Below are 19,720 nucleotides of genomic sequence, written 5' to 3' on the forward strand. Positions count from 1 at the left end.
CCGAATATAGTCCTCATCCAACGTGATAACAATCGCGCGACCCGATAGTTGCGCCGTTTCGGCGCCAACCTTGCCGGTTTGAACGAAATATGAGATATGTCCCGTAACTCTCATTCAACTGCGCGGGGCGAGGCAAGAATGCATTCAGATATCGACCGGATCAGCGAGCTTGCCGACGCCGGCGAGCGCATGATCGAACGATTGCGCCGCAAGGCGTTCCTACCCGAAAGCCGCAAGGGACTCCATGTTCGCTTCGGCATCGCCGAAGCGGCGCAACTGCTCGGCTGCTCCACCAACCGCATTCGCATGGCTGAGGACGATGGGCGCCTCCCTCCGCCTCCCCCGAGCGAGAACGGCCGGCGGCCGGGCTACACCGTGGAGGAACTGCTCAACATGCGGCAGGCGCTGGGAGCCTCCCCTGCCCGTGCGCCGCTTGACGTCCCGGCGATCATCGCGGTGCAGAATTTCAAGGGCGGCGTCGGCAAGTCAACGGTCACCACCCACCTCGCGCACTATTTCGCGGTGCAGGGCTATCGCGTGCTCGTGGTCGATTGCGACAGCCAGGCGACTACAACGACGCTGTTCGGCTTCAACCCGCATTTCAACATCACCCGCGAAGAGACGCTCTACCCCTATCTGTCGATCGACCCGACCCAGGCCGACCTGCTCTATGCGGTCAAGAAGACGCCCTGGCCCAATGTCGACCTGATCCCGTCGAACCTCGAGCTGTTCGACGTCGAGTATGAGCTCGCCGCCGCGGGTGCCGATGGCGGTTCGATCCTCGCCACGCGCTTCCGCAAGCTCAAGGCGGGTTTGAACGATCTTGCCCGCGACTATGACGTGGTGATCCTCGATCCGCCGCCCGCGCTCGGCACGATAAGCCTCGCGGTGATGCAGGCGGCCAACGCGCTGCTGGTGCCGCTGGCGGCGACGACGCCGGATTTCTGCTCCACCGTCCAGTTCCTCTCGATGATGGACCAGGTGCTCCACCAGCTGACCGAAGCAGGCATCGACGTACAATATGACTTCGTCCGGCTGATCTGCTCCAAGTTCGACGGCAACGATCCCAGCCATGCCATGGTCCGCCAGATCATGGAACAGGCCTTCGGGCCCGCGCTGCTGCCGGTGCCGATCCTCGAATCCGCCGAGATCAGCCACGCGGCGATGCGGATGATGACGATCTACGAGCTGGATCGCCCGATCGGCACCGCGCGCACCCACAAGCGGTGCAAGGCCAATCTCGACGAGGCGCTGGGCCAGGTCGAGGCGCTGGTCCGCCGCAACTGGGGCCGGGTCGCGCCGGCCAGCGAAGAGGATGTCGTCAATGAAGCGGCCTGAGCGCAGCACCGCACTCGGGCAGAAGGGCTGAACCGTGGCACGTACCCAGAAGGACTATCTCGCCGATCTGCTCGCCGAGGAAGCCGCGGCGGAAGCGGCCGCTCCGGCGACCTCCGCGCCTGCCCCCCTCCCCCCCTCTTCTGCCGAGCTGGAGCCGGCGCCCCGGCTTTCCCGCACACGCGGCACGACGCTGCTCGGCCGCGAGTCGGCGCTGGCGCGCGTGGCATCCGGCGAGGTGCGGCAGGTCACCCAGCTGCTGCTCGACCCGTCGCGCGTGCGGATCTGGCCGGGCAATGCCCGCGTCTATGCGGATCTCAACGAGGAGAATGTCCGCGAGCTGATCGACTCGATCGTCGCGGAGAACGGCCAGAAGGTCCCCGCCGTGGTCCGCCGGATCGAGGGCGACCCCGACCACGACTTCGAAGTGATCGCAGGCACGCGGCGGCATTTCGCCATCTCGTGGCTGCGCGCCCACAGCTATCCCGACATGCAGTTCGTGGCGCAGGTCGCCCAGCTCGACGACGAGGCCGCCTTCCGCCTTGCCGACCTTGAGAATCGCGCCCGCAAGGACGTGTCGGACCTCGAGCGCGCGCGCAACTATGCCGAGGCGCTCAAGGCGCATTACGGCAACCACCTCACCCGCATGGCCGAGCGGCTGAAGCTCTCCAAGGGCTGGCTGTCGAAGATGATCAAGGTGGCGGGTATTCCCGACGCGGTGATCGCCGCCTTCGCCTCCCCCGCCGACGTGCTGCTCAAGCCCGCCTATCCGCTCGCCCAGGCGCTGGACGATAAGACTGCAGCCAAGGCGATCCTCGCCGAGGCGAAGGCGCTTTGCCGCGAGCAGGGCGATCGCCGCGCGCGCGGGCTTGCGCCGATCGCCGCCGCCGATGTGTTGCGCCGGCTGCTCGCCGCACCGTCGGGTCCGCAGGTCGCCGACGAGCTGTACCAATGGTCGATGCCGAGCGGACGCATGGCGTTGAGCGTGCTGTCGGTGAACCGCCAGGGCGTGACCGTGCGCCTCCACGCCGGCTCGGGCGCCAGCCGCGATCATCTGGTCAACGCCTTCCGCGATGCGCTAGACCAGCTCGAGCGCGAAGGCCGCGGGCTTCAGCCATGAGCATGTTTCCCCGGGGAAACGACGGCGTCGCATCGGGCGACCGTTTCCCCGGGGAAACCCCCTTCCCGCTTTGCGCGCCCTGTCCTCCGATCCGTTTCGCGATACCGGCATCGCCCTTCGTTTCCCCGAGGAAACGCCCCTCCCCCACCCTGCTCCCAGAGGCTTCATGACCCAGGCCGATCGCCAGTCGATCCCCGAACAGTTCGACCTGTTCCTCCCCTATCTCGCCGACATGCCGCTGCGCGATCAGCGCGAGATGATGGAGCGCCCCTTCTTCAGCCTGGCCAAGACCAAGCGGATGAAGCCGATCGATTACAAGAGCCCGGACGGCAAGCTGTGGGTCCATGTCTCCGCCAATCCCGACTACGGCATGGCGACGATCTGGGATGCCGACATCCTGATCTACTGCGCCAGCGTTCTCGCGGACATGGCCCGGCGCGGGCGCAACGACATTCCGCGCAAGCTCCACCTGATGCCCTACGACCTGCTCCGCGCGATCGGTCGGCCGACCACGGGGCGCGCCTATGAGCTCCTCGGACAGTCACTCGACCGCTTGGTGGCCACCACGATCAAGACCAATATCCGCGCCGAGAACCGCCGCGAGGCGACGTTCAGCTGGCTCGACGGCTGGACCCAGCTCGTCGACGAGCGCACCGAACGCTCGCGCGGGATGACGATCGAGCTGTCGAGCTGGTTTTACGAAGGCGTGCTGATGAACGGCGGCGTGCTGTCGATCGACCGTGCCTATTTCGACCTCACCGGCGGGCGTGAGCGCTGGCTCTACAAGGTTGCGCGCAAGCATGCCGGCGGGGCAGGGGAGGCGGGCTTCGCGATCTCGATGCCGACCTTGTTCGAGAAATCGGGCGCCGAAGGCCAGTATCGCCGTTTCAAGTTCGAGATCGGCAAAATCGTCGAGCGCGACGAATTGCCGGGCTACACGCTGTCGCTGGAAACGCCGGCGGGCAAACGCGAGCCGAGCCTGCGGATGCGGCGTCGCGGGGAGGGGGAGATTCGACCCACCCCTTCGCCCGCACCGGTGGAGCCGGTCGGGCCGTCCGCCAAGCAGCCCGACGAAGCCGAGCCGCAACCGCTCGGCGCCGAAGCGCGCGCGCTGCTTCGCCGAACGGTCACCGGCCTGGCGACGCGCGGGACCAGCGGCATGCTGACCGATGCAACGCTGGAACAGGCCCGACGCGAATGCCCCGGCTGGGACTATCAGGATCTGCACCGCCAGTTTCGCGACTGGGTAGAGGCGGATCCGGCACGGACGCCAGCCAACTATCAAAACGCCTTTCTCGGATTTGTGCGCCAGTGGCACGTCCGCAACAAGCACCAGTTGCGCTGACCGATGGGGCGGCGCGGCACCCGATCCGTTCCCGAAGTGTCGGGCGAAGATGGGGGGGGCTTAAAAGCACTGCCCTTCGGGGCGCAGGTTTGAACCACTTTATCCACAGCTACCCCACAACTGATTCAACCTCGTGATCGGGCAGCGCGAAACGCATCGTAAATCGGGTCTGCGGCACCACCCTTCGATCCTTCGGGAACAGGTATCGACCCTTCCGGAACCCTCTATCGACCTTTCGGGAACGGTACCGTCGACCTTCCGGGAACGGATCCTCGACACAATGGGAACGCGCCTTTTGCGCGAATCGTGGAGTCGCCGCGATTCGACCGATCCAAGGCATCGCGTAACTCCGTAACAACTCAATAAACCCTCTAACCAGGCACCGAGTTCTCTTCTTTGAATAGAGAGAGTGGAGAAAGGACGTGCGGGTCTCGGTGCATCAAGCCGACGCTGGCGACCCCGGACGAGCACCTGCACCAACCGCAACAATAATATACATCAACCGGCAGCAACTTGTTGAAGGCGTGGGCATTATCGACGTATGCCCGCTTATCGCTTCCGCCTCTGCACCCCGGACCACTACCCCCACACTGCCGAGCGGCGCGAACTGCCCGATCTCCGGCAGGCACTGATCGCCGGCCACAGCCTTGCACGTAGCCTGCTGCGGCATCGCCATGGGCGCATGCCCGTCCGCGGCAGCCTGGACATCGAGGATGATGGTGACCAGCCTGTCGCCCGCATCCTGCTCGCCGATCTCGCCCGCCAGCTTTCGTAAATCAGCCGAACCGACTTGCTCGCACGTTGCGAGCGTGGTTTGACGGTCCCCTTACGCAAAGGGCCGCCGGTGACCGATCTGTCTTGCTTCTCTCGCCTTGCCGTAACGCTGGTGCTGGGGGCGGCCGCTATTGCCCCCGCCGCCGCCCAGCGGCTTACGACGACCGAATCGGCAATGGCCCGGACTGTAGACGCCGACTATGACCGGTCGGTCAAGCTGCTCGAGGCGCTGGTCAATCAGAACAGCGGAACGCTGAACCTCGCCGGCGTCACCAAGATAGGCCAGCGAATGCGTGCGGAGTTGGAGCCGCTGGGCTTCACGGTAACATGGAAGCCGATGGATGCGGTGCAGCGTGCGGGTCATCTGATCGCGGTCCATGGCGGCAAGCCCGGCACCAAACGGCTGTTGCTGATCGGCCATCTCGACACCGTGTTCGAACCCGACTCCCCCTTTCAGAAATTCGTGCGCAAGGGCAATCTGGCGGAAGGTCCCGGGGCAGGGGACGACAAGGGCGGCATGGTGGTGATGCTCGCCGCGCTCCGGGCGATGCAGGCCGCCGGCACGCTCAAGGCGGCCAATATCGAGATTGTGCTGACCGGCGACGAGGAAAAGTCGGGCAGCCCGCACAGCATCGCCCGCGCCGACCTGATCGCCGCCGGCAAGCGCGCCGATGTCGCGCTCGATTTCGAGGGGCTGGTGATCGACGGCGGCCGCGACATGGGGTCGATCGCGCGGCGCTCCGCAATCGACTGGCGGATCACCGCCACCGGCAAGACCGGCCACAGTTCGCTGATCTTCGGTTCCGAATTCGGCGACGGCGCGATCAACGAGTTGGCGCGTATTCTCGCCGCATTCCGCAAGGAACTGCCCGAGCCCAACCTCACCTTCAACACCGGAGTCATCGCCGGCGGTGCCCGCGCGACCATCGACGAGAGCGGCAATGCAGCGGCCGCGGGAAAAACCAACATCATTCCCGCCACCGCGATCGCCACCGGCGACTTCCGCACGCTCAGCCCCGAGCAGACCGCGCGGGTGAAGGCCAAGATGGAAGAGATCGTCGCCGCGCACGCGCCGGGCACCGACGCGACGATCAGCTTCGGCGAGGGCTATCCGGCGATGGCGCCGACCGAGGGTAACCGCGCGCTGCTGGCGGCGCTGAACGGGGTCAATCGTGACCTTGGGCTGCCGGAGATGCCGGCTCTCGATCCGCTCAAGCGCGGGGCGGGGGACATCTCGTTCGTCGCCGCCGACGTCGACAGCCTGGCGGGGCTCGGGACTTACAGCACCGGCGACCATGCGCCGGGCGAGACGGTCGACCTTGCCAGCATCCGCCGTCAGCCCAAGCGGGCGGCGATCCTGATGTCGCGGCTGAGCGCGGAGCGGTCGGCGCGGTGAGGCACCGAGTGTACACTCTGGCGCCCGCGCTGCGCCTGACGCCCGCCAGACGCGACTAAGGTCCGCCCGGATTCGGCGCTAAAGGCTGAGCGCTGTCAGCCCTCGTGCAGGGCGCGACGAGCGGCCAGCACCGCATTGATCCGATCGGTCGACTTGTCCTCGACGCAATCCTTCAGCACGCGTCGCGAAGCTACCCCATCCTCGACGCACTGCTCGGCGACGCCGCATGGGATTGCATCGAGGTCACTATGGCCCGAGCCGCGCAGGATACGACAGCTGCGCAGGCTGATGCCGTGGTCACGCCTGTCGGTCTTCAGGTCGACCTTGATCATGCGCAACTGGCGCGAGACGACGATGATCTCCTCCTCGGCGTTGAAGGCCGGGGTGGTCTGGAGCATCAGCAGCAGGACGGGCAGAATCATAGCGCCATTCCTCTCCGGTTTTGTTTTCTAGGGTCAGCCTAGGCCGGGGGAGGGGGCAGCACAATGCGTCAATCGCCCGTCATCGCCTCCAGTGCCGTTTCGATCCGGGCCAGCCGTGCGGCGGGATCGTCGATCCGCTCGGCTAGCAACAGCCTATCGCCTTTGGCGGTGAGGCCCGCCGCATTCGCATCGCCGCCAAAGTCCGCGCGCGGGGTGAAGGCGATCGCGGCGGGGCCGGCGTCGATCCGCGCGATCCGCAGCGCCGATGCCTGGGCGCGTACGCGGGCGATCGCGAGCAAGGTCGCGGCAGCATCGGGGAGGGCGCCGAAGCGATCTTCCAGCTCCGCCTCCAACGCGTCGATGGCAGCACCATCCTCGGCGCGCGCCAGGCGGACGTAGAAGCCCACGCGCAGTTCCTCGTCCGGGAGCCAGACCTCGGGCAGACAGCCCTGAAGCCCCAGGTGCAGTTCGGGCGTCCACCGCTCGACCGTTTCGCCGCGAGCGGTGCGCAGCGCGGCTTCGAGCAGATGCTGGTACAAATCGACGCCGATCAGCTTCATGTGCCCGGCCTGCGCCTCGCCGAGCAGGTCGCCGGCGCCGCGCATATCAAGATCCTGCGCACTGATCGCGAAGCCGGCGCCGAGCCGATCAAATGCTTCCAGCGTGCGCAGCCGCTTGAGGGTGCGCGCGCCGATCGGCTTGTCGGGTTCGGTGAGCAGCAGCACCTGTCCGCGCCGGCTGCCGCGCCCCACCCGGCCGCGCAGCTGGTGGAGCTGGCTCAGCCCGAAACGATCGGCGCGGTAGAGTACCATGGTGTTGGCACGCGGCACGTCGAGCCCCGCTTCGATGATGTTGGTGGCGAGCAGCACGTCGCCGTCACCGCGGCCGAAGCGGACCATCGCATCGTCGATCTCGGCGGCGGGCATCTTGCCATGTGCCTGGAGCAGTTCGAGTTCGGGCACGAGCCGCGCGATCTTGTCGGCGAGCGGTGCCATGTCCTCGATCCGCGGCACGACGACGAAGCTCTGTCCCCCCCGGCTGCGCTCGCGGAGCAGCGCGGCGCGCACCATCGCCTCGTCGAACACGCCCACTGCGGTGCGGATCGGCTGGCGGCGGGCAGGGGGCGTGGCGATGACCGAGAGGTGCTGAATGCCTACCAGCGCCGCCTGGAGCGTACGCGGGATCGGCGTCGCGCTGAGCGTCAGCACATGCCCAGCGCCGAGTGCGCGCAGCTTGGCCTTGTCCGCGGCGCCGAAACGTTGCTCCTCGTCGATGATGACGAGCGCGAGCTTGTCATAGGCCACGCCCTTGCCGGCGACCGCGCCGGTGCCGATCACCACCTGGATCGACCCGTCGGCGAGCCCCGCCTTGACCCGCTTTTTGTCCGCCGCGCTCGACAGCCGGGAGAGGCCGGCGACTTCGATGCCGGTGCCCTCGAACCGCTCGGTAAAGGTCTCGAGATGCTGGCGGGCGAGGACGGTCGTAGGGGCGGCGACTGCTACCTGGTAGCCCGCCAGTGCCGCGAGGGCGGCCGCACGCAACGCGACCTCGGTCTTGCCGAAGCCGACATCGCCGATCACGAGGCGATCCATCGGTCTACCGGCCGCGAGGTCGCTGCGCACCGCTTCGATCGCGCGGGCCTGATCGCGCGTTTCGGTGTACGCGAAGCCCGCGACAAACCGCTCATATGCGGCCGTGTCGGGAGAAAGAACCGGAGCGGTTAGCTGCATGCGCTCTTCGGCAAGTGCGATCATGCCCCGCGCGGTCTCGGCAATGGCGAGATTGATTGCGCCGCGTCGCTTCTGCCAGCTGGAGCCGTCGAGCTTGTCGAGTGCCACCGCATCGGCATCGCCGCCATAGCGCCACAGCCGTTCGGCCTCGGCCACCGGTACCAGCCGCACGCCGCCATCGGCATAGGTGAGCGCGATCGCATCGCCCCCCGCCTCGGTTTCGCCCGGCATCGGCGCGAGTCCGGTAACCTCCGCGATGCCATGGTCTTCGTGGACGACGAGGTCGCCGAGACGGATCTCGGTCTGGCCAAACAGCGTGGGATCGGTGGGGCCGGTTTGCGCAGTGTCGCGTTCGGCACGACTGCCGAGAAGATCGGCAGCGGCGATGGCGAGGATCCCTTCCCGCCGGAAGCCGCGATCGACGGGTGCCTCCAGCAGCGCGACGGTCGCTGCCGGCAGGTCCCGCAGTGCGGCCCAATCGGGCACGTCGTGCAGTTCGGTCTTCAGTACCGCAGCGACCCGGCTGCGCAGGAAGCGCAGGTCACGGGCGCTGCCCAACAACACGACGCGCGCCTCTGCCGCCATCGCCTCGCGCGCGGCCCGGGCGAAGGCGCGGAGGGGCGCGCGACCTTCGATGAAGCGGGGCGGGGCATCACCGGCGGCGGCAAGTGCCAGCGACGGATGGTCCTTGGCCGCGGCCTGCCATTGCTTGTCGTCCAACACGTCGCGCAAGGCGCGGCTCGGGCGACGGCGGTGCGAATCCGCGGCGAGCGCGAGAAAGCGCGCGCGCCGGTCCTCCGCCGCGGGCTCGATCGCCAACAGCGCGCCGGGCAGATGCGCGGTAAGCGGCACGCCGTCCTTACCGAGCGGGGGTTCGGAGACGCGGCCCAGCTCCTGCGCCTCGCAATCGCCGGTGGTGCGCTGGGTGCCGGGATCATAGCTGCGCAGCGATACGACAGTGCCATCGGCGACTTCGATCCGGCGTGGTTCCTCGGCATCGGCGGGGTAGACGTCGAGCACTTGCCCACGCAGCGCGACTTCGCCGGGTTCGTCGACACGTTCGTCCTCGACATAGCCGGCTTCGACCAAGGTTTCGAACAGCGCGGCCAGGTCGATTGGCGCATCCGTCGTCACCCGCGGCGGGGCGGCTTCGAAGGCGTGCGGCGGCGGATAGAGACGGGCGAGCGCCTCGCCAGTAGTGATGCAGGCGATCCTCGGTCGTTTCTCCTCGGCCTGTGCCAGCCGTAAGCGGCGCAACGCGGCGACGCGTTCGCCGACATTGGCAGGGGAGGCGGGGGCGGCATCGCCGGGCAGCGCGTCGCTGCCGGGGCAGAAGACCACGGTCGCCGCGGGCGCCAAGGCCGCCAGCGCATGCGCGATGGCGATCGCGCGGGGTTCGTCGGTGGCGGCGAAGAACAGGTCGTTCGAGGCCAGCGCCTCCGCCAGCAGGGCGGCCGTCTCACCGGTCGCGAGGGCAGGCGCGGCCTTGGTGGGCGCGATCGCGCGGGCAACGGGATCGCGGGAAGAAGCCATGCGTGGAAAACCCTTTGGAACGAGCGAACTACCGCTAACGAGCGGCCCGCGCCGCCGTTCCAGAGGGGTGGGGCCGGCGCGGGAACACCGGCCCCGGGGGAGGCCTCAGAAGGTCAGCGTCGCACCGACGAACAGCGTGCGGCCCATGGGGTCGTACACGCCCGGATAGGTGTTGCCGTTGCCGAAGCTCGCCAGCACGCCCGAGGCGATGGCCGGGGGCGCCTTGTCGGTCAGATTGTTGATACCCATCCGGAACTGCAGCTGCTTGGCGGGCACCACAGTCGCGGCGAGGTCGAAATATTCGGTCGCCGGAATGGTCGCGTTGATGATGCTGATCGGGCCGGCCTCGCTGAGGAAGGCGTTGGTCGAGGAGGTCGACAGCGCCGTCTTGGCGAAGTGGCGCCAGGCGAGCGACAGCGTCGCCTTTTCGCCGGGCACGGTCCAGGTCAGGCGCGCGACATGCCGCCAGGTCGGGTTGGGCTGGCCGCAGCTATAGCCGTAATAGCCCTTGCAGTCATAGCTGCCGAGGCCGGGCAGCGGCTCCTGCACCTGCTGTTGCAGCCAGGTGCCGACGATGTTGGCGTCGAGCTTGCCGAGATTGCCGATCCGGGTCGCATAGGCCGCCGCCACGTCGATGCCCGAGGTGAGCAGATAGCCGGTGTTGAGCGTGCTGCCGACGACATAGCCATCGGTGCCGAACAGCGCGCCCGAGCGCGGATCGCGGTGGAACAGCCCGCAATAATAGGGGTCGCCGGTCGAGGTGCACTGGCTGACCACCAGCGAGGGCGCGACCGAGCTGATATAGCCCTTCACCTTGATGTGGTAGTAATCGACCGAGAGCGAGAAGCCGCGCAACTGCTTGGGCGTTAGCACCACGCCGAAGGTGTAGGTATCACCCACCTCGGGCTTCACCGCCGGATTGCCGCCATAGGATTGGCTGCAGGTCTCGGCCGGGCACTGGATGATGTGGCCATATTGCGCATCGCTGACGCCGGTCAGCTTGCAGGCCGCGAGGGACGCGTCGGGCGTGGCGCCGGCGCAGGGATCGGTGAGCGAGACGTTGCCGATGCCGCGCGCGCCGAACAGTTCGCTGATGTTGGGCGCGCGGATCGCGCGATTGTAGCTGGCGCGGAAGCGGGCGCCGTCGACCGGCGACCAGGTCAGCTCCGCCTTGTAGGTCCAGGCCTTGTAGTGCGATTCGGTCGCGGTCGATCCCTGGCGGTTGGTATAGTCCGAATAGCGCAGTCCGCCGTTCACGGTCAGGTCGTGGAAGAAGGGCTTGTCGGCGATCAGCGGCAGCTCGAGCTCGCCATAGGCTTCGTTCACCGTGATCGAGCCGTCCGCATCGGCGCTGCCGCCCTGCTTGGCGACCGCGTCCGCGGTGAAGTTGAGCGTCTCGCGGCGGCGCTCCAGGCCGACTGCGAGACCCGCACCGCGCGTCGCCCAGGGGCTCTGGATGCCAAAGGTGCCGAGGTCGCCGTTGACCGAGCCCGAGAACACTTCGAGCGTGTTGCGCGCCGCGGTACTCGACGGGCTGAACAGATAGCGCGCCTGATCATTGGTGATGCCGTCGGCGCGGAAGATGTCGATCGGCACGCAGGCCGGATCGGTGCCGTCGAGCTTCGACCGGCACGTCGGCGTGCCGCCCACCGACACCACGTCCAGCGCGCGCTGCGCCTTCACATTGTCGACGTTGTTGAGATAGGTCTCGTTGTAGCGCGACAGCGCATAGAGATAGCCGACGTCATAGCTGAAGCCGTGGCCGAGATCGCCCTTCACGCCGCCATTATAGCGATAGTCCTGATGGCGCAGATCGTCGCGGCGCGAATAGGCGCCGTTGAGACGGTAGCCGATCAGCGTATCGATCGTGGCCGACGTGCCAGCCGCCGGTCCGCACAGTGCCGCCTGCTGGCCGGCGCTCATCAGCGGGTTGTTGCAAGGCAGGGTGAAGGTGGTACCGAGGAACAGCGCCGAGGGTGCGACCTGCGAGAAGGTGTGGTCCTTCATCCACATGAAGCTGCCATAGAGTTTCGCCACCGGCGCGATCTCGAACGAAGCGCTGCCGCCGGCGGTGTAGCGCTCGTCCGAGCGCTGGATGTAGTTGGTCGGCGAATAGTTGTACGCGTAGCTGGCGTCGTACGGCACCCAGCTCTTCGAGCCGTCGCGCGCATTGGTGAGATAGCCCAGATCCTTGCTCGGCCCCTCGAGCGGCGCGAAGGTGCCGTAGGTGGTATTGCTCGATCCCCCGCAGACCAGCGCGCTGGCGCCATTGGCGTTGAGCGCGCAGGAGGAATAATCGCGTGACGCCTGCAGCACCGGATCGGTGTGGCGATAGCCGCCATAGACGGTGACGTTGCCACGACCGTCGGCGAAATTCTTGCCGAACGCGCCGTTGATGTCCTGCTTGGCGCCGTCGAACACGTTGCGCGGCGCGAGCTGATAGCCCTTGGCTGACACGAGGCCGCGGACATAGGCATTGTCGTTGGTGTGCTGGGCGACGCTGGTCTGCGCGTCGAGCCGCAGCCCGTCGAGATGGTCGCGCAGGATGAAGTTGACCACGCCCGACATCGCGTCCGAGCCATAGACCGCCGAGGCGCCGCCGGTGACGACGTCGACGCGCTCGATCAGCGCGGTGGGCACGAAGTTGATGTCGGTCGCCTGCGAGGAGAGGATGCGCTGGCCGTTGATCAGCGTCAGCACGCGGTTCGAGCCGAGGTTGCGCAGGTTGATCTGCGCCGAGCCGTCCGAGCCGTTGGAGACGTTCTCGTTGCCGTCCGCCGTGAACTGCGGCAGCCGCGCCAGCATCGTCTCGGCGTTGACCGCGCCCTGGTAGCGCACTTCCTGCGCATCGACGCTGGTCAGCGGGCTGTTGCTCTCCAGATCGGGGCGGCGGATGCGCGTGCCGGTCACGGTAATCTCGGCACGGTCGCTTTCGGCGCCCGGGGCGCCGCTCGTCGTATCCTGTGCATAGGCCGCGCCGGACGCCAGCACCATGGCAAGCGCCCCCACCGCAACACCCGTCCGCATTGTAAGAAAATGTCCCATTCGCCGCACGCCCCTTTTTCTGAGTCGCGCATATGCAACATAAGAAACATCATTCAGTCAAATATATTATACGATATCTAAAGTGATATCTCGGGACAGGGGTTACCCCTTTCGAGAATCGTGAAATTGTGCGTTGCTGCAGTCCTGCCTTGCACCATGCCGGCATACGGTATACGAAATCGATCAACCCAGTGGAGGATCGTGTTCTTATGACTGCAGCCAAGACGCTCTGGACTGGCGTCTATCCCGCGGCGACGACCCAGTTCGCCGAGGATCTCTCGATCGATCTCGACGCCACCCAGCGCACCCAGACCGCGCTGGTCGATGACGGCGTCGACGGCCTGATCCTGCTCGGCACCTGCGGCGAGAACAACTCGCTCGAGGCGGACGAGAAGCGCGTCGTGCTCCAGGCCGGCGTCGAGGCGGTGGGCGGCCGCGTGCCGCTGGTCGCCGGCGTCTCCGAATTCACCACCGCGCGCGCGATCCAATACGCCCGCGATGCCGAGAAGATCGGCGTCGATGCGCTGATGCTGCTGCCGGCGATGGTCTATGTGCCGACCGCCGAGGAGCTCGAAGCCCATTTCCGCGCGGTGGCAGAGGCGACCTCGCTGCCGATCATGCTCTACAACAACCCGCCAGCCTATCGCGTGTCGATCGACACTGCGACGCTGGACCGGCTCACCGATGTGAAGAACATCGTGGCGGTCAAGGAAAGCGCGCCCGACCCGCGCCGCTTCACCGATCTCTTCAACCGCTATGGCGATCGCTACACGCTGATGGCGGGCTTGGACGACGTCGCGCTCGAAGGCATGTTCCTCGGCGCCTCGGGCTGGGTCTCGGGTCTGACCAGCGCGTTCCCGGAGGAATCGGTGCGCCTCATCGCGGCGTTCAACGAAGGCCGGTACGACGAAGCCCGCGCCATCTACCGCTGGTTCATGCCGCTGCTCCATCTCGATGCCGAGCATGACCTGGTCCAGTCGATCAAGCTTGCCGAGCAGATCATGGGGCGCGGCAGCGAGCGCGTCCGCATGCCGCGCCTGCCGCTCTCGGGTGCGCGCCGCGCCCAGGTGATCGCCTGGGTCGAGGAAGCCGCCGCCACCCGCCCGAGCCAGCGCGCCGCCAAGGCGGCCTGAGGAGACCCATGCGCCACACCTTCTTCTGCATCGACGGCCACACGGCGGGAAACCCGGTGCGGCTGGTCGCGGGCGGCGCACCGCTGCTCCGCGGGGGCGACATGCTGGCGCGGCGCGCGGACTTTCTGGAACGGTTCGACTGGATCCGCACCGGCCTCTGCTTCGAGCCGCGCGGGCACGACATGATGTCGGGCGGGCTCCTCTACCCGCCCACCCGTGACGACGCCGATTGCGGCATCCTGTTCATCGAGACCTCGGGCTGCCTGCCGATGTGCGGGCACGGCACGATCGGGATGGTCACCTTCGGGCTCGAACACGGCCTGATCACCCCGCGCATGCCCGGCCAGCTGCGCATCGAAGTGCCGGCGGGGGTGATCGACATCGCCTATGAAATGACGGACGATCGGGTGCGCTGGGTGCGCATTCGCAACGTGCCCGCCTATGTCGCCGCGCGCGGCATCGAAATCGAAGTGCCGGGCTTCGGCCCGCTTCGCATCGACGTCTCCTATGGCGGCAACTACTACGCGATCATCGAGCCACAGGGTCCCTATACCGGCCTCGACGATCTCGGCGCCTCGCGCATCGTCGAGCTCAGCCGCACGATCCGCGAGCTCGTCCGCGACAAGGTGGAGCCGGTCCACCCGCTCGACGACCGCATCCGCGGGGTCAGCCATGTCCTTTGGGCCGACAAGCCCAAGGGGGAGGGGGCCGATGGCCGCAACGCTGTGTTCTACGGCGAGCGCGCGATCGATCGCAGCCCGTGCGGCACCGGCACCTCGGCGCGGCTCGCGCATCTGGAGCAGCAGGGGCGCCTCGGCGTCGGCGATCGCTTCGTCCATGAAAGCTATATCGGCAGCCGGTTCATCGGCCGGGTCGAGGAAGCGGTGATGGTGGGCGACCGCCCCGGCATCATCCCCTCGATCGAAGGCTCGGCGATCGCGACCGGCTTCAACACCATCTGGATCGACCGCGAGGACCCCTTCTGGGCCGGCTTCTCGGTCGTCTGAACCAAACAACGAAATATCGGGGGTTGCATGGGATTTTGGGGACCGATCAAGCCGATCGAACGCAGCACGGCTCCTAGCGCGCATCGGCTGCGCCCCACGCTTTCCTGGCCGCACCTGATCGCGCTCGGCGTCGGCGCGATCGTCGGCACCGGCATCTACACGCTGACCGGCGTCGGCGCCGAGCGGGCAGGGCCGGCGGTGATCCTCGCCTTCGTCATCGCCGGTGCGGTCTGCGCCTGCGCCGCGCTCGCCTATGCCGAGCTCGCGACGATGATCCCGGCGGCGGGCAGCGCCTATACCTACAGCTATTCGGTACTGGGCGAGACGATCGCCTGGGTGGTCGGCTGGAGCCTGATCCTCGAATATTCGCTCGCCTGCTCGGCGGTAGCGGTGGGCTGGTCGGGCTATCTGGTCGGCTGGCTGCAATCGGCGGGCATCCATCTCCCCGCGATGCTGCTCCAGGGGCCGCATGCCGGCGGCATCGTCAACCTGCCCGCGGTGCTCGTCTCCTTCGCGATCGCCGGCATGCTGATACTCGGCACCCGCGAGAGCGCGACGCTCAACATCGTGCTGGTCGTCATCAAGCTGGTGGCGCTCGCGGTGTTCGTGGCCCTCGCATTGCCCGGCTTCGACGCGGCGAACTTCCACCCCTTCATGCCCTATGGTTTCGCCAGCCATGCGGACGGTAGCAGCACGCGAGGCGTGATGGCCGCGGCTGCCATCGTCTTCTTTGCCTTTTACGGCTTCGACGCGGTCGCCACCTCCGCCGAGGAAGCCAAGAATCCGGGCCGCGACCTGACGATCGGCATCGTCGGATCGATGGCGCTGTGCACCACCATCTACATCCTCGTCGCGGTCGCCGCCGTCGGCGCGATGTCCTACGCCGCGCTCGGTAACTCGCCCGAGCCGCTGGCGCTGGTGCTGCGCACGCTCGGCCACCCCTTCGCCGCCTGGGCGATCGCCGCCGCGGCGCTGGTCGCGCTGCCTTCGGTGATCCTCGTCATGATGTACGGCCAGAGCCGCATCTTCTTCGTGATGGCGCGCGACGGGCTGCTGCCGCGCGGGCTCGCCAAGGTCTCGTCGCGCACTGGAGCGCCGGTGCTGGTGACCGGCATCACCGGGCTTTTCGTCGCGGCCGTCGCGGGCTTCCTCCGGCTCGACGAGATAGCCGAGCTCGCCAATGCCGGCACGCTGATCGCGTTCATCGCGGTGGGCGCCTGCATGATGCTGCTCCGCCGCCGCGCGCCCGATGCGCCGCGCATCTTCCGCTGCCCGCAGCCTTATGTGGTCGGCACGCTGGCGGTGCTGGGCTGCCTCTACCTGCTCTTCTCGCTTCCCGAGAAGACGCTGGTCCGCTTCCTGATCTGGAACGTCGCGGGCCTGGCCGTCTATTTCCTCTACGGTCGCGCGCGCAGCGTGCTGGCGCGCGGCTGAAGGTTCAGCCGTTCAGCTGGCGGCGGAGATCGGTGAGCGTGCCCTCGATATGCGCGCGGGCCAGCGCGCGGGTGCGATCGGCATCGCCGCTCTCCCACGCGGTCATCAGCTCAGCATGTTCCAGATGCGCGCGATCCTCGCGCCCGGCGGGTTCGAGATGCTTGTGGACATAGCGCTCGGCGAGAATCTGCAGCCGTTCGACCAGCTGGGTGGTGAGCAGGCGGCCGCCGGGGCGCACCATCGCGATGTGGAACTCGCGGTTGCGCGCGGCAACTTCGTCGAGATGCTCATGGGCGGCAAGGTCGAGCGCGGCCAGCGCCTCGCGCGCCGCGGCGCGGTCCAGGTCGGTGGCCGCGACCGCGCCTGCGGCGACGGCGTCGGGCTCGATCGCCAGCCGCAGCGCGAAAATTTCCTCCGCCTCGCTCGACGACATCGCGCGGACGAAATAGCCGCGGTTCGCCTGGCCGACGAGCAGCCCTTCCTGCTCCAGCCGCGCCAGCGCCTCGCGCAGCGGGATCTTGCTCACGCCCAGCTGGTTGGCCAGCGCGTCCTGGCGGATCGCCTGCTCCACCGGCAGCTTGCCGGAGACGATCTGCTCGCGGACGATCGTGAAGATCTGTTCCGACAGCGTGCGGACGACGATGCTCATGCGGTTGATCTTTCTCTGGAACTCCTGCCGCTGACGCGCGGATTTCCCCGTTCTGGGGGCGCGGCTTGCAGCAGGCACGACACGCAAATACGGTATACCTCTACCCCAAAATCGGCAAGGCGAAGTTGATGCAGCGCAATATCGTGGTGATCGGTGGGGGTGTCGTCGGACTGTCGAGCGCGATCGCCTTGGCCCGCGCGGGCTGGTCGGTGCGGCTGGTCGACGCCGATCCGGATCGTCGCGCCGCCTCCTGGGGCAATGCCGGGCATATCGCGATCGAGCAGGTCGGCCCGCTCGCGTCCTGGTCAACGGTGCGCAGCCTGCCGCGCCGGCGCTTCGGGGCAGGGGGTGCGGTGTCCTTGCCCGCATCGGCATGGCGGCACTGGCTACCCTTCGGACTGCGGCTGCTTCGCGCGGCGCGGCCGAGCGTGTTCGCACGGGGGCAGGAGGCGCTGGGCCGGCTGCTTGCCGAGGCGATGCCGGCCTGGCAGCGGCTGAGCGCAAGCCTCGACACCCCCGATCTGCTGCGCGAACACGGCCATATCGTCGCCTGGGGCAGCCCGGCACCGACCGAGGCGGGGCGTCGCGCGTGGGCGGGGGCGGACATCGGCACCGCGGCGTTCCGCGACGCGACCCCCGCCGAGCTGCTCCATCTGCCGGGTAGGGCGATGGCCGGCGCGATCCGCTTCACCAATACGGCGCAGATCCACGATCTCGGCGCGCTCGACCATGCGCTGCGGGCGGCGCTGGTCGCTGCGGGCGGTACGATCCTGCCGGGCCGCGCGACCCTCAGCCTCGCGGGCGGCGAAGCACTGCTGGCGATCGACGGGGTGGCGGTGCCCGATGCCGACCAGCTGCTGGTCGCCGCCGGAGTCGCCTCGGGCCGCGTATTGGCCCCGCTCGGCCACCGCGTGCCGATCATCGCCGAGCGCGGCTATCATTTGCGCACAACCGATCACGACTGGCCCGCCGATCTGCCGCCCCTGGTGTTCGAGGATCGCTCGATGATCGTCACCCGCTATGCCGGCTGCGTGCAGGCGGCGAGCTTCGTCGAGTTCGCCGACATCGACACGCCGCCGGATCCCGCCAAGTGGGAACGGCTGGAGGCGCACATCACCGCGCTCGGCCTGCCGCTCCGCCCGCCTTTCACCCGCTGGACTGGCGCGCGCCCGACCCTACCGGACTATCTCCCGGCGATCGGCCGGAGCCGCAAGGCGGGGAACCTTCTCTATGCTTTCGGCCACCAGCATCTCGGCCTCACTCTCGCGGCGATTACCGGCGAACGCGTCGCCGCGCTGGCCGAGGGCAGGGCAGGCGATCTCGCCCCCTTCGATCTTCAACGCTTCCACGCATAAGGACGTCTCTCCATGACCATCGGCGGATCCACCGCGGAAACCGAACTCGCCGCGCTCGCCCCCTGGGCCGATCGCGCGCTGGCCATCACGCTTGCCGAGCGCCGGGATCGCCTCGCGCGCGTGCGCGAGCGTATGGAAGCGATGGGCGCGCAGGCGCTGCTGGTGCAAGCCGGCATGTCGCTGCGCTATTTCGCCGGCGTGCCCTGGGGCGCCACCGAGCGGCTCGTCGCGATGCTGCTGCCGCTCCAAGGCGAGCCGATCATGATTTGCCCGCGCTTCGAACTCGGCTCGCTCACCGCCGACATGGCCTATGACGCGGACATGCGGCTCTGGGAGGAGGACGAGGATCCCTTCGCGCTGGTGGCGGATGCACTGGGCGGCGTCACCACGCTGGCGATCGATCCTGCGCTCCCCTTCCAGATGGCCGAGCGTCTGCGCCGCGCCGCGCCGCACATGACCCTGGTCGATGGCGCCCCGGCGATCGACGGCTGCCGCATGCGCAAGTCGCCCGCCGAGATCGCGCTGATGCAGCAGGCCAAGAACATGACGCTGGCGGTCCACCACGCCGCTGCCCGCATCCTGGCGCCCGGCATCACCACCGGCGCGGTCAAGCGCTTCATCGACCAGGCCCATCGCGCACTCGGCGCCGCGGGCTCGAGCTTCTGCATCGTCCAGTTCGGCCACGCGACCGCCTTTCCCCATGGCCTGCCCGGTGAGCAGGCGCTGGAGGAAGGCCAGCTCGTGCTGATCGACACCGGCTGCACGGTCGAAGGCTATCATTCCGACATCACCCGCACCTACGCCTTCGGTCGTGTCTCGGACGACGCGCAGGCGATCTGGTCGCTGGAGAAGGAAGCCCAGGCCGCGGCCTTTGCCGCCGCTCAACCGGGTGTACCGTGCGAGCAGGTCGATGCCGCCGCACGTGCGGTACTGGAGGAGGCAGGGCTGGGGCCGGACTATCGCTTGCCCGGTCTGCCGCATCGCACCGGCCACGGCATCGGCCTGTCGATCCACGAGCCCGCCTATCTCGTGCGCGGGGACAGGACGCCGCTCGACACGGGCATGTGCTTCTCGAACGAGCCGATGATCGTCGTGCCCGATCGCTTCGGCATCCGCCTCGAGGACCATTTCCATATGGAGGAGTCGGGCCCGCGCTGGTTCACCGAGCCGCAAAAGGCGATCGATCGCCTCTCCTGAGCCTCGATTCTCGCGTTTGAGACGCCGATTCGAGGATAATTCGAGGCGATTCGACGCGCAAAGGTCATCAAATGGTCATGCGCGTCGAACTTTCTGGAGCGCGAAAACCGCAGTTTTCCGGGAGTTTCGAGTAATCCGAAAGGCCGATCGCCACAAAAATGCAAAACGGTGTTGACGGGTGGGAACCTCCCGCATAGAAGCCACTCCACCGACGCGGTGCTCTTCACTGAGGCAGCGGCGGTCAC

14 protein-coding genes are annotated in these 19,720 nt (G+C 67.6%); 10 read left to right on the forward strand and 4 right to left on the reverse strand.

Annotation, left to right across the window (positions count from 1 at the left end; all coding sequences use genetic code 11):
• The first annotated feature begins 138 nt into the window (after positions 1 to 138).
• From RT655_RS19250 to RT655_RS19270, 5 genes are all read left to right on the forward strand, one after another.
• Positions 139 to 1,338, forward strand: a complete 1,200-nt coding sequence (locus RT655_RS19250) for an AAA family ATPase (protein WP_313540192.1) — start codon at positions 139 to 141, stop codon at positions 1,336 to 1,338.
• A gap of 34 nt (positions 1,339 to 1,372) precedes the next feature.
• Entirely contained in the window at positions 1,373 to 2,455 is a 1,083-nt protein-coding gene (locus RT655_RS19255) for a ParB/RepB/Spo0J family partition protein (protein WP_313540194.1), read from the forward strand.
• 166 nt (positions 2,456 to 2,621) lie between these two features.
• Positions 2,622 to 3,800, forward strand: a complete 1,179-nt coding sequence (locus tag RT655_RS19260; protein ID WP_313540197.1) for a replication initiator protein A — start codon at positions 2,622 to 2,624, stop codon at positions 3,798 to 3,800.
• 541 nt (positions 3,801 to 4,341) lie between these two features.
• Positions 4,342 to 4,575, forward strand: a complete 234-nt coding sequence (locus tag RT655_RS19265; RefSeq protein WP_313540200.1) for a DUF6894 family protein — start codon at positions 4,342 to 4,344, stop codon at positions 4,573 to 4,575.
• Positions 4,576 to 4,644: 69 nt separating this feature from the next.
• Positions 4,645 to 5,970 carry a M20/M25/M40 family metallo-hydrolase gene (locus tag RT655_RS19270; protein WP_409530299.1) on the forward strand — a complete coding sequence of 442 codons (1,326 nt, stop codon included), beginning with the start codon at positions 4,645 to 4,647 and terminating at the stop codon, positions 5,968 to 5,970.
• 95 nt (positions 5,971 to 6,065) lie between these two features.
• Here the strand turns inward: RT655_RS19270 and RT655_RS19275 are convergent, their stop codons facing one another.
• From RT655_RS19275 to RT655_RS19285, 3 genes are all read right to left on the reverse strand, one after another.
• On the reverse strand, positions 6,066 to 6,392 hold the full coding sequence (locus RT655_RS19275; RefSeq protein ID WP_313540203.1) for a hypothetical protein: 327 nt from the start codon (positions 6,390 to 6,392) through the stop codon (positions 6,066 to 6,068).
• Between the two features lie 68 nt (positions 6,393 to 6,460).
• Positions 6,461 to 9,655: a helicase-related protein gene (locus RT655_RS19280; protein ID WP_313540206.1), complete on the reverse strand. Its 3,195-nt coding sequence runs from the start codon at positions 9,653 to 9,655 to the stop codon at positions 6,461 to 6,463.
• A 105-nt stretch (positions 9,656 to 9,760) separates the two neighbouring features.
• Entirely contained in the window at positions 9,761 to 12,682 is a 2,922-nt protein-coding gene (locus RT655_RS19285; protein ID WP_313540209.1) for a TonB-dependent receptor domain-containing protein, read from the reverse strand.
• A 227-nt stretch (positions 12,683 to 12,909) separates the two neighbouring features.
• Between RT655_RS19285 and RT655_RS19290 the strand changes: the two genes are divergently transcribed.
• Genes RT655_RS19290 through RT655_RS19300 form a run of 3 tightly spaced genes read left to right on the forward strand, consistent with a single transcriptional unit; the run spans position 12,910 to position 16,274 of the window.
• Positions 12,910 to 13,833: a dihydrodipicolinate synthase family protein gene (locus tag RT655_RS19290; protein WP_121080063.1), complete on the forward strand. Its 924-nt coding sequence runs from the start codon at positions 12,910 to 12,912 to the stop codon at positions 13,831 to 13,833.
• A gap of 8 nt (positions 13,834 to 13,841) precedes the next feature.
• Positions 13,842 to 14,840 (forward strand): 4-hydroxyproline epimerase, encoded by a 999-nt coding sequence (locus RT655_RS19295; RefSeq protein WP_313540214.1) that lies wholly within the window; start codon positions 13,842 to 13,844, stop codon positions 14,838 to 14,840.
• 27 nt (positions 14,841 to 14,867) lie between these two features.
• Positions 14,868 to 16,274 carry an amino acid permease gene (locus tag RT655_RS19300; RefSeq protein WP_313540217.1) on the forward strand — a complete coding sequence of 469 codons (1,407 nt, stop codon included), beginning with the start codon at positions 14,868 to 14,870 and terminating at the stop codon, positions 16,272 to 16,274.
• A gap of 4 nt (positions 16,275 to 16,278) precedes the next feature.
• Here the strand turns inward: RT655_RS19300 and RT655_RS19305 are convergent, their stop codons facing one another.
• Entirely contained in the window at positions 16,279 to 16,923 is a 645-nt protein-coding gene (locus tag RT655_RS19305) for a GntR family transcriptional regulator (protein ID WP_313540220.1), read from the reverse strand.
• A 128-nt stretch (positions 16,924 to 17,051) separates the two neighbouring features.
• Here RT655_RS19305 and RT655_RS19310 point away from each other — a divergent pair, with 128 nt between their 5' ends.
• Both RT655_RS19310 and RT655_RS19315 read left to right on the forward strand, forming a co-directional pair.
• Complete coding sequence (locus RT655_RS19310) at positions 17,052 to 18,278, forward strand: FAD-dependent oxidoreductase (RefSeq protein ID WP_313540223.1); 1,227 nt, start codon at positions 17,052 to 17,054, stop codon at positions 18,276 to 18,278.
• Positions 18,279 to 18,290: 12 nt separating this feature from the next.
• Positions 18,291 to 19,475, forward strand: coding sequence for a Xaa-Pro peptidase family protein (locus tag RT655_RS19315; protein ID WP_313540226.1), 1,185 nt, complete (start codon positions 18,291 to 18,293; stop codon positions 19,473 to 19,475).
• The last annotated feature ends 245 nt before the right edge of the window (positions 19,476 to 19,720 follow it).

It is taken from the genome of Sphingomonas sp., assembly GCF_032114135.1.
In the GTDB taxonomy this organism is placed as follows: domain Bacteria; phylum Pseudomonadota; class Alphaproteobacteria; order Sphingomonadales; family Sphingomonadaceae; genus Sphingomonas.